This is a genomic window from Pseudomonas oleovorans subsp. oleovorans (assembly GCF_002197815.1).
Taxonomy (GTDB): Bacteria; Pseudomonadota; Gammaproteobacteria; order Pseudomonadales; family Pseudomonadaceae; genus Aquipseudomonas; species Aquipseudomonas oleovorans.
Genome location: NZ_NIUB01000014.1, coordinates 96,381 through 106,957 on the forward strand (window position 1 = coordinate 96,381; position 10,577 = coordinate 106,957).

At 62.8% G+C, this 10,577-nt stretch carries 13 protein-coding genes; 9 read left to right on the forward strand and 4 right to left on the reverse strand.

The features are described 5' to 3' along the window. Positions 1–78: 78 nt before the first annotated feature. The 3 genes from PSOLE_RS10725 to PSOLE_RS10735 all read right to left on the reverse strand — a co-directional run bounded on the left by PSOLE_RS10725 (position 79) and on the right by PSOLE_RS10735 (position 2,664). Entirely contained in the window at positions 79–834 is a 756-nt protein-coding gene (locus PSOLE_RS10725) for a substrate-binding periplasmic protein (RefSeq protein WP_074856189.1), read from the reverse strand. Positions 835–887: 53 nt separating this feature from the next. Further along, complete coding sequence (locus tag PSOLE_RS10730) at positions 888–1,661, reverse strand: substrate-binding periplasmic protein (RefSeq protein WP_004425179.1); 774 nt, start codon at positions 1,659–1,661, stop codon at positions 888–890. 79 nt (positions 1,662–1,740) lie between these two features. Beyond that, positions 1,741–2,664 carry a substrate-binding domain-containing protein gene (locus tag PSOLE_RS10735; RefSeq protein ID WP_004425181.1) on the reverse strand — a complete coding sequence of 308 codons (924 nt, stop codon included), beginning with the start codon at positions 2,662–2,664 and terminating at the stop codon, positions 1,741–1,743. Between the two features lie 165 nt (positions 2,665–2,829). Between PSOLE_RS10735 and PSOLE_RS10740 the strand changes: the two genes are divergently transcribed. The 8 genes from PSOLE_RS10740 to PSOLE_RS10775 all read left to right on the forward strand — a co-directional run bounded on the left by PSOLE_RS10740 (position 2,830) and on the right by PSOLE_RS10775 (position 8,640). Next, positions 2,830–3,555, forward strand: a complete 726-nt coding sequence (locus PSOLE_RS10740; protein WP_074856191.1) for a VC0807 family protein — start codon at positions 2,830–2,832, stop codon at positions 3,553–3,555. Between the two features lie 12 nt (positions 3,556–3,567). After that, positions 3,568–4,005: a YqaA family protein gene (locus PSOLE_RS10745; protein ID WP_004425185.1), complete on the forward strand. Its 438-nt coding sequence runs from the start codon at positions 3,568–3,570 to the stop codon at positions 4,003–4,005. A gap of 237 nt (positions 4,006–4,242) precedes the next feature. After that, positions 4,243–5,220, forward strand: coding sequence for a lysylphosphatidylglycerol synthase transmembrane domain-containing protein (locus tag PSOLE_RS10750; protein ID WP_074856193.1), 978 nt, complete (start codon positions 4,243–4,245; stop codon positions 5,218–5,220). Positions 5,221–5,282: 62 nt separating this feature from the next. Beyond that, positions 5,283–6,548, forward strand: coding sequence for an Hsp70 family protein (locus PSOLE_RS10755; protein WP_074856195.1), 1,266 nt, complete (start codon positions 5,283–5,285; stop codon positions 6,546–6,548). Positions 6,549–6,833: 285 nt separating this feature from the next. Then, entirely contained in the window at positions 6,834–6,998 is a 165-nt protein-coding gene (locus PSOLE_RS24670) for a hypothetical protein (RefSeq protein WP_244597243.1), read from the forward strand. 140 nt (positions 6,999–7,138) lie between these two features. After that, positions 7,139–7,405 (forward strand): hypothetical protein, encoded by a 267-nt coding sequence (locus PSOLE_RS10765; RefSeq protein WP_242444984.1) that lies wholly within the window; start codon positions 7,139–7,141, stop codon positions 7,403–7,405. Between the two features lie 271 nt (positions 7,406–7,676). Further along, complete coding sequence (locus PSOLE_RS10770; RefSeq protein WP_004425194.1) at positions 7,677–8,210, forward strand: hypothetical protein; 534 nt, start codon at positions 7,677–7,679, stop codon at positions 8,208–8,210. 4 nt (positions 8,211–8,214) lie between these two features. Then, a complete protein-coding gene (locus tag PSOLE_RS10775) occupies positions 8,215–8,640 on the forward strand; it encodes a bleomycin resistance protein (RefSeq protein WP_074856199.1) in 426 nt (141 codons plus the stop codon). Between the two features lie 38 nt (positions 8,641–8,678). Here the strand turns inward: PSOLE_RS10775 and PSOLE_RS10780 are convergent, their stop codons facing one another. Then, positions 8,679–9,578: an AEC family transporter gene (locus tag PSOLE_RS10780; RefSeq protein ID WP_074856201.1), complete on the reverse strand. Its 900-nt coding sequence runs from the start codon at positions 9,576–9,578 to the stop codon at positions 8,679–8,681. A 275-nt stretch (positions 9,579–9,853) separates the two neighbouring features. On the opposite strand from PSOLE_RS10780, the gene PSOLE_RS10785 reads away from it, so the two are divergent. Continuing rightward, positions 9,854–10,285 carry a hypothetical protein gene (locus PSOLE_RS10785; protein ID WP_074856203.1) on the forward strand — a complete coding sequence of 144 codons (432 nt, stop codon included), beginning with the start codon at positions 9,854–9,856 and terminating at the stop codon, positions 10,283–10,285. Positions 10,286–10,577 lie beyond the last annotated feature (292 nt).

A 10,577-nucleotide genomic window follows, 5' to 3' on the forward strand; every position in this document is an offset into this window, starting at 1 on the left:
GCCGCTGCTGCCAGCGCTGTCACAACATCGGACTCGGTGGGTTTCAGCGCTCAGGTTAACCAGTCACCACGCAAGGCGCTACGGAGCGATGGGCGGCATCGGCGCATGCGGCAGCCAACGCCTGAGGATCGCTGCGAGGCTGCCGTCCTCATGCATCTGCTGCAACGCGCGCTGCCAGCGCACCACACGCACCACCGAAGTCTGCGGGGAGAAGGCGATGTAATAGGCCGAGCGCATGAACGGCACGTGCGCGGTGACGTCCTGCGGTTTGAGATCGACAGCAGCCAGCTCGCCAGCCAGGGTCAGGTCTTCGGTAGCAATCAGGTTGACCCGGCCATGCTTGAGCATGGTCACCATCTGTTTCGAACTGGGCACGCCGTAGAGGTTGGTAAAGCCCCTCGCGCTGAGGGTCTCGAAGGTGTACCACTGCTTGGGCAGCGCTAGTGGCCCGCTGGCCGCGGCCTGCTCCAAGGTGTCGATGACCAGGTCGCGCGACTTGAGCGAATAGAAGCTGGTGGTGCCGACCACGATGGGCCCGACCCACTGAAACCTGTTCTCGCGCTCAGGAGTGCGCACGGTGGAAAACAGCGCGACATCTTCATCCTGTTGAGCCAGATGCAATGCTCGCGTCCAGGGCATCAGTTCGATCTGGCCGCTGTCGCCGGTGCGCGCCAGTAATGCTCTGACCACCTCGATGGAGAAACCGCTGGGCTCGCCCTCGCGCAAGAAGCTCATTGGCGGCGCATCCTCGGTGAGCAGACGCAACTGAGCTTCCACCGGAGCGCACAACACCACCAGCAGGACACACAGCCATTGCTTAATACACTTGGCCATCACCGCCCCTCCCGCTTGCAGCCTAGCAAGACGTGGAGCGCCATGCAGCCACTTCACTCGAGGCGCAGCAAATCGACCAATGTCCGCTCATCGGCCGTCGGAAACCAGTGTCGATAGATCCGCTCCAGGCTGCCGTCATGACGCATCTGCTGCAGCGCCTGCTGCCATCGCGCGACACGAGCGGCATCCGTCTGCAGGGAAAAGGCGATATAGGAGTCATTGGGCATCAGGTCGAACTGCGCCTGCAGTTGCCCGGCATTCATGCCCTGTTCGGCAAGCATGCCGTCGAGGGTCAGGTTGTTGGCCAGCAGCAGCTTGACCCGGCCATGGCGAAACATGCGCAGCATGTCCTGAGGCGTCGGCACGCCATACAGGTTATCCAGCTCCTGTTCACGCAGCAGTTCGTAGCTGTACCACTGCTTGGGCACCGCAAGGGTGCCGAGCTGGCGCACGTCGTCCAGACTGGTGACTCGCAGCCCGGCATCCTTCTTGTGCGTGTAGAAGCGCGTATAGCCTCGTGCGATCGGCCCGACCCACTGAAACTCGGCTTCGCGCTGCACCGTGCGCACGGTGAAAAACAACGCCGTGTCGGCCTGATGACGAACCTGGTGATAGCCGCGTGTCCAGGGCACCAGTTCGATGCGCGCCAGCTCACCGGTACGGCGGATCAACTCTTCGACCACCGCCACAGCCATGCCACTCGGCTTGCCATTCTCGAGATAGCTGAAAGGTCGATAGTCTTCGGTATACAGCCGCAACTCGGCCGCCGTCACGTTGACGCAAAAACTGCAGAACAACAGAGCTGCGAGCAGGTACTTCAGGTTCATTGCACGCCACCGTCTAGAGCGCGCCCTACAGCGAATTCAGGGCGGCCAGGACAAGGATCATAAACCCGCGCTCTGCCCATCACCAAGGCTGTTGCGGCGCGGTCATATCGGCCAATTCCCTGGCGGTCATTACCCGTGGCTCGAGCAACAGCTGCAGGCGTGGAATGGCGCGTTCGCCACTCAGGGCCCGATGCACCAGACGCACCGCATGATCGCCCATGGCCTGCGGTTGCTGAAGCAACAGGGCGTGAATCTGTCCTTGTCTCACGGCATCGAACAGCAGTTCGCCTCCATCGAAGCCGACGAAGTCCACGGTACCGGCCTTGCCCAACTGGCGCAGGGCCGCCAGTGTCGCCCGGCTGTTGGTGCCATTGGGGCTGAACAGGCCGTCGATCCTGGGCAACTGCTCGCTCAGGGCCTCGGCGATGCGCTGGCGGTCATCCCCCAGATAGGTATCGAACACCACCTGCAGCCCTGACGCCTGTGCCGCCAGCAGAAAGCCGCGCTCACGTTCCTCGGTCGATTGCAGCCCGGGACGCAAACGCAACAACCCGACCCTGCCACCCTGCCCGAGACGCTCGGCCAGTTGTTGCCCGGCCAACTGACCTGCGAGGAAGTTGTCGGTCGCCACCAGCGCATAAGCGCCATCTCCCGCAACGCCGCGGTCGACATAGACGGTGTGAATACCTTCGTCACGCAAGGCCACTATCCGGGTATCGATGGCATCACCAGCCGGGGCAATGATCAGCGCCTTGCAGCCCTGTGCAAGCACGCGATCTATCAGTTGCAACTGCACCTCGACGCGGCCCTCCTGGGTCGGGCCGCGCGTATAGAGTTCCAATTGCAGATCGTCAGCGGCGCGTCTCGCGCCGGCCTCCAGCTCGCTCCAGAACGCCGATGTGCCAGCCGGCACCATACCGATGCAGTCCCGCGCCCAAGCCGGCACGGGCGTCAGGAAAAGAGCAGCCAGCAGCAGGTAAATGAAAGGGATGATTCTTGGCATGTTCGACTCCCAGGCCTTGCCATCACTTTAGCATCACCAGCCAGCTCTTCTCTCCTGTCGGATGGCTGTCGACTCATACTTTTTCACATTCAAAACCGACGGTCGGGCTAGCCCTGGCGCGCCGGGCAGGCGATCATCGGCCTTCCTACGCAGACTCCAGCCACCATGACCGCCACTACTGACAGCCGTACCCCGACGCACAAGCCCCGCCCGCTGATCGACCTGGTCATCAGCATCCTGATTCCCTCGTTGATCCTGATGAAGCTCAGTGGCGAGCACCGCCTCGGCGCCGATGGTGCGCTGATTCTGGCCCTGGCGTTCCCGCTGGGCTGGGGCGCGTTCGAGCTGATCAAATATCGCAAATTCAACTTCATCGCCCTGCTCGGCCTGATCAGCGTAGCGCTGACCGGCGGTATCGGCCTGCTCAAGCTCGACACTCAGTGGCTGGCAGTCAAGGAAGCACTGATTCCTGGTCTGATCGGCATTGCCGTGCTGGTTTCCACCCGCACCCGCTACCCGCTGATTCGCACCCTGCTGTTCAACAAGACGGTGCTCAACATCGACAAGATCCATGATCGCCTGGAGCAAGGCGGCCACGTCGAGCACTTCGAAACGCGCCTGATGCGCGCCACCTACTGGCTCAGCGGTACCTTCTTCTTCTCCTCGTTCATGAACTACGTGCTGGCCAAGTGGATCGTGGTCAGCCCGGCCGGCACCGAGGCCTTCAATGATGAACTGGGGCGCATGACCCTGCTCAGCTACCCGATGATCGCCATTCCCTCGATGGTCATGCTGATGGCCATCTTCTACTACCTGTGGAAGACCATTCACGGCCTGACCGGCCTGAGTCTGGAAGAGATCATGGCCAATCCCCAGGATCGCCAGTCCTGACCGGCTGATCCCATGCTGGCCGCCTCCGCCTACCTGGGCCTGTTCCTTTCTGCCTTCTTCGCCGCCACCCTGCTACCCCTGCAATCGGAGGCGGTGCTGGTGGCGCTGCTGCTCGGCGGCGCTCATGCCACCTGGGCGCTGCTCACGGTTGCCACCGCCGGCAACGTGCTGGGTTCCTGGGTCAATTGGCTGCTCGGGCGCTCCCTCGAACACTATCGCCAGCGGCGCTGGTTTCCGGTAAGCGACGCGCGCCTGCAACAGGCGCAGAGCTGGTATGCCCGCTATGGTCGTTGGTCACTGCTGCTAAGCTGGATGCCAGTGATCGGCGATCCGCTCACCCTTGTGGCCGGCGTGATGCGCGAACCGCTGTGGCGTTTTCTGCTGATCGTCACCCTGGCCAAGGCCATGCGCTACGCCGTACTGGCCGCAATCACCCTGACCTGGATCTGAGCCGATGACTCGCTCGCGGATATCCACACCCCCTGCGAGGACATACTCGGTAACGCCGCAAATGCGCACAGCGGTTGAGCATCTGCCGCGCCTCCGTGATACTGCGCAGCGCGCTGAGCAGGCATGACACGTCCGCGCGCCCGCATAACCGGCCCACTAAGCCGATGAACAGCAGCCTCGATAGGGGCGTACGGCCCGTCTTCACCGCCTCATGGGCCTATCGAGTGAGGAGTTGCAGTGTCCGTTGTTGAAGCCAAACCCAAACTGAAACGCAGCGATCTGATCTGGTCGCTGATTGGTCTTGGCGCCGTAGTGCTGTCCTGCTTCCTGCTCTACCGCGAATTGCGCAACATCTCCCTCGACGAGATTGCTGACAGCCTGCGCGCGATCAGCCACACCAATTGGTTGCTGGCAGCCGGCGCCACGCTCGGTGCTTATTGGGCCCTGGCCTGGTACGACCGCATCGCCATCGCCCACCTGGGCCGAAAGATCTCCTGGCGCTTCATCACGCTCTGCTCCTTCACCACCTATGCCCTGGCCCACAATATCGGCGCCTCGGTATTTTCCGGTGCCGTGGTACGTTACCGGGCCTACCGCAGCAAGGGCCTGACGCCACAGGAAATCGGCATCCTTATCGTTTTCTGTTCCTTTACCTTCGCCCTCGGCACCCTGCTCGCCAGCGGCTGCGTGCTGATCGCTCAGCCCGATCTGATTCACCGCGTTGCTGACGTCACACCTCTGGTCTCGATAGTCATCGGCAGCGTCCTGCTGTGTCTGGTAGGCCTCTACGTGCTGGGCTCCTGGCGCCAGTTCAAACCCTGGACGCTGGGCAAGCTGCATGTGGAATATCCGCGCTTGCCCATAGTCAGCCGCCAGTTGCTGGCAGGCCCGCTGGAGCTGCTCTGCGCCGCGGCGATCATCTATTTCGCCCTGCCGGCCGATAATCATCCCGGCTATCTGGTGGTGCTCGGCGTGTTCCTCGCCTCCTTCTCTCTGGCGCTACTGTCCCATGCACCAGGCGGCCTGGGTGTACTGGAAGTGACCTTCCTCGCCGCACTGCCGGAGATTCCCGCTGCCGATGTGCTGGCCGCGCTTATCGTGTTCCGCGTGTTCTATCTGCTGCTGCCGTTCGCCCTGTCACTGCTGGTAGTGCTGGGCTTCGAATGGACGCAATGGAAGCGCAAGCGCGAAGAGAGCCTTGACCTACCGTCCTGACGGCTCGCCGTCGCCGCGCCACTGACATAGAATGCGCGGCCGTTTTTCATGGCCTGCGTTTCATGTCTTTCTCCACTCCCGCCCGCGCCTGCGGCATCGACTTCGGCACCTCCAACTCCACCGTCGGCTGGCTGCGCCCCGGCCAGGACAGTTTGCTGACACTGGAGGACGGCAAGATCACCCTGCCCTCGGTGATCTTCTTCAACACCGAGGAGCGCCGCCCGGTCTACGGCCGCCTGGCCCTGCACGAGTATCTGGAAGGCTACGAGGGGCGCCTGATGCGCTCACTCAAGAGCCTGCTGGGCTCCAAGCTGCTGAAAAGCGAAACCACGGTGCTGGGCAGCGCCCTGCCGTTCAAGGACCTGCTCGGCTTCTTCATCGGCGAGCTGAAAAAGCGCGCCGAGGCCCAGGCCGAGCGCGCCTTCGAGGAAGTGGTGCTGGGCCGCCCGGTATTCTTCGTCGATGACGACCCAGCGGCCGATCAGGAAGCGCAGAACACCCTGGTGGCCGTGGCGCACAAGCTTGGTTTCAAGGAGGTGTCGTTCCAGTACGAGCCCATCGCCGCGGCCTTCGACTACGAGTCGAGCCTGGAGCGCGAGGAGCTGGTACTGATCGTCGACATCGGCGGCGGCACCTCGGACTTCTCTCTGGTGCGTCTGGCCCCTGAGCGCCACCATTTGGCCGAGCGCCAGGACGACATCCTCGCCACCGGCGGCGTGCATATCGGCGGGACCGACTTCGACAAGCAACTGTCGCTGGCCGGGGTGATGCCGCTGTTCGGCTACGGCAGCCGGATGAGGAGCGACGCCTTCATGCCCACCAGCTACCACCTCAACCTGGCGACCTGGCACACCATCAACGCGCTGTACGCGCAGAAGACCCAGTTGGCCCTGCAGAACATGCGCTACGACATCGTCGACGCCACCGGCATCGACCGCCTGTTCGGCCTGATCGAACAGCGCGCCGGGCACTGGCTGGCGATGCAGGTGGAAGAGAGCAAGATTGCCCTGAGCGAACAGGACGCGCGGCCCATCGACCTGTCGCGCGTCGAGCCGGGCCTGGTCGCCGAGCTGACCCGCCCGCTGTTCGAGAATGCCATCGAGCCGCTGCTCGAACGCATCCGCGCTAGCCTCACACAATTGCTCGCCGATGCCGGCATCGCTGCCGATCAGGTCGACACACTGTTCTTCACCGGCGGCTCCAGCGGCGTGCCGGCGCTGCGTCAGAGCGTGGCCGCCATGCTGCCGAATGCATGCAGTGTGGAAGGTAATACCTTTGGCAGCATCGGCAGTGGCCTGGCCATCGAAGCGAAGAAACGCTACGGCTGAGCCGATTCTGTTCCCAAATACTACCCGTACGTCGCAGCATCAGTTACAGGGCCTAGGTTTACCCGGTGTTCAATCAGCCCACCGGGTGATCGCCATGCTGAAGAAACTGCTGCTCACCACCACACTTGGCCTGCTGCTGGCTGGTGCCATTTTGCCCAGGCCCACCATGGCTGGAGTTTCTACGACGCCGATCAGCTTCTGAGCCTGGAAGTACCGCTGCAGACCGTCAACTACCGCAACCCGCACGCCGACGTGAGCATCGAGCACGACGGGCGCACCTAGCAGGTGATCCTCGCCCCGATCAGCCGCCTGCAGGCCCCCGGCCTGCCGGAATCCGACCTGACCGCGGGCAAGACCGTGATCATAGTCGGCTACCCACACAAGGACGGCACCACGGAGATCCGCGCCGAACGCATCATCGTCGACGGGCGCACCATCGAACTGCGCTAGATGAACAGCCTGATCGCCTGGGCCGCCTGGCTCGAAGCCACGGCGCTGGGCGAGCAGATGCGCAGCTCGATGCACGCCTGCTCGGCGCCGGCCGCAGTTTTCCGCTAACAGCCGTTTCGCGCACATTGACGCCACTGGCGGTGGCCGGCCTGTTGCTCCTGCTGGGCAGCGGCGTCTGTCTGTTCGCCGCCGACGCAGGGCCGCTGGCAGTCGACCGTCTGCTGCAGCTCGAGCTGCTGCTGATCGCCCTGGGTATTGGCAACGCTCTGTTGCTTCGCCAGCTATGGAGTGCCCGGCTGGGCGACTGGGATACGTACGCGCCACTGTTCGGTCGGCTGAAAGCGGCGCTGTCGCTGCTGTTGTGGCTCCCGGTGATGAGCCTCGGCCGCCTGCTGGACTACTTCTAGCGCAGCGTGCTTTGCCTTAACAGGACGTTGAAAACTACCTACGTTGGCAATCCTGCGTTAAAAACAACCTCGCGTGCGAGCCCAGTCAAAATGCTCATTTACAAATATGTAAACTGCGCTTTTTCGGTCGTTTGACTCGCTGGCGCTCGCCCTTCGGGCCAGCCTGCGGCTGTTACTCCCGTTGGTCGTTGCGCCTTGTCTTGCCTGCCTCGCCTACGTTTTCAACGACCTGTTATCCTGCGCGCCTTCGCCCTCGAACAGGAATGCCCCGATGAAAGCCCAGCTGGAAGAACTGATCACCAAGATAAGCTCCGGCTGCCTGGCCGAGGACGAGATCGCCCGTATCGCCGACGAGGCCACCCAGGCTTACGCCGATCCGACCGCCTTCCTCGCCGCCAACCCGGACGTCAACTACGACGACGAATTCCCCATCCCCCTGGGCGAATGGGTGGTGGTTGGCAGCCTGCCGGATACCGTGCTGTTCCAGGCCGACAGCTATGAAGAGCTGTTCCAGCGCATCACCGAGTCCTTCGGCCCGCAGGTGCAGTTCGTGCTCAAGGCCAAGCAACTGGCCAAGACCGAGCCACTCAAGGCGCTCAACCGCATTCAGGTGCAGCTTTCGGCCCTGTCGCCGGAAACTGGCGGCTACGTACTGCTGGATTTCAGCGAACCGTTGGACGACGAACTGCAGGCGGTACTGGTGTACGCCAGCGACCTGCCGCGGGTGATGGAACTGGCGGTGGAAGTGGGCATCTATGCGGCGCCAGCGCTCGAAGCGCTGAAAGCAGCTCAGTCTGACGAGTAAAGCCATGCCCCGGCCCTTGCCTGCACTGACCCCGGAGTTACTGGTGCATAACCTGTCCATCAGCCTTGGCTTCTATTGCGACTTGCTGGGCTTCAAGGTTCTGTTCGAGCGTGTAGAGCAGGGGTTCGTCGCGATTGGCCTGGGAGAGGCGACGCTCATGCTGGAGCAGATTGCCGACAACCAGGACAACGATGATCCCTGGGTCGTCGGCCCACTGGATGCACCATTGGGCAGGGGCATTAATCTGCAGATAACCGTGGATGACATTGAACGGCTGCATCAGCGGCTGCTGTCCTCAGACCAGCGCCTGAGACTGCCGCTGGAAGACGTGTCTTACCAGGCAGGGGCTCAATTGCTGAACGTGCGCCAGTTCATGCTGCAGGATCCGGATGGTTATCTGCTGCGTTTCAGCCAGATCGTCAAAGGCTGATCCCTCCCCCCCGCGGTCAAGGTCGGAGAGCACGACCTTCAGATGCCCATCACCATCATCCACAGCGGCAGCGTCACCGCCGACAACAAGGTCGACAGCGAGATCGCGGCGCTGACGCTACGGTTGTCCTCAGCCGTACGGCAGAACGCCATGACGTTGACACCGCTGGGGCAGGCTGCCAGCAGCACCAGCACCGTACGCGCTGAGTCGTTCAATCCCGGCAGCAGACCACTCAACAGCCAGACCATGGTCGGGAACAGCGCCAGCTTGGCGAAGGTCAGCCCCCAGGCCTCCGTCGTCGGGCGCAGGCGATACCGCGACAGGCTGGCGCCGAGCACGATCAGCGCGCAAGGCAAGGCAGCCTGGCCCAGCCAGGTGATCGCCCGCCACAGGCTTTCCGGCACCTGCAGCCCGGACAGGTTGACCAGCGCCCCCAACCCCAGACCGATGATCATCGGGTTGGCCAGATTCTTCAGCAGCGCGCGACCGTCGACACGCTCCTGACTACCGAAAGCGGCATAGAAACTGTGCAGGGAAAACAGTGTGAGGCTATGGAACACCAGGATGGCAAAGACGTAGAGCAGACCGTCATTGCCCATCAGGCTGGCGATCAGCGGAATGCCCACCAGCACGTTGTTGGAGAAGGCCGCCACCAGCCCCAGCGGCGTCGCCGTACCGCGACGCCAGTGCGCCAGCACGTTTACCACGCCGAACACCAGCAGTACCGGTAAGTAGTAGGCCAGCAGCAGCATTGGCGACAGACCTTCGGCCAGCGATGCCTTGGCGATACCGGCGAACAGCAGCGTCGGCATGAACAGCTTGAAAGTGATGTTGGCCAGACCGGTCGCCGACTCGTTGGTCAGCCATTGCCGCCAGCCAAGCACATAGCCGAGAACGATCAGAGAGAAGATCGGCAAAATTGCCTGTGCCGCGAGCATGACGGATCCTGCCTCCTGGGAACTGCTGAAGAAGGCGGATCGCACTGGACCCGCGAGGGTCGCCAAGCATACGCGTGCCGGGTCATCGGCGCGATGCGTGGCGAAACATTCGCCGCTCGGCTTGCCGGCCGGCCAGAAACCCCGTGATAGAGCCTCTCGACCAAGTATTGAAGGTATCGATGTTCACTATCAGGACAGTCAAGTTCTTATCTGCGCTCATGTCCTCAAGAATTGCCTCCGAAGCCACTTATTAACTCCCCCACGGAGACACCGACATGAAAACTCAACTGACCCTCGCCGCTCTGGCCCTCAGCCTGATGACCACCAGTGTATTCGCCGCCCCGAGTAGCGCGCCCTTCCCGCTGGTGGGCGAAGCCAAGGACAGCCAGGTACAACAGCAACCCATCGCACCGCTCGCCGAAGACGGCTCCGACCGTACGCCGGGTGCACAGCGCATCCAGCTGGCCGACGACGGCTACGACCGTACCCCGGGTGCACAGCGCATCCAGCTGGTAGAAGGCGGCTACGAGCGTACTCCGGGCGCTCAGCGCCTGCAGCTGGCCGAAGATGGCTACGACCGTACTCCGGGTGCACAGCGCATCCAGCTGGCCGACGACGGCTACGACCGTACCCCGGGAGCACAGCGCATCCAGCTGGCCGAGGGTGGTTCCGATCGCCTGATCGAGCAGCGTGGCCACACGGCCTGAGCCCTGTCGTCACACCCCAAAGCCCGGCGCATGCCGGGCTTTTTTATGGTGCGCCAGGCATGGCGCGTAGCGCCGTGACTGGCGCTGTCGGGTTCACTGTGGTGGTGAGCCTGGCGACTTGGAGGTGAAAGTCCTCTGCACGCCCGGCAAGGGGAAGTGCTAGCGGAAGGCAAGGGTGTCGCGGGCGACTGCGAATCTGAAGGAAGCCCGAGGCAAAATGCTGGCCTGACGAACAGGAAGCGGATGAGGCGGCGCAGCGGGGTGAGGTGGCCATAATCGCCAAAGCCCGATA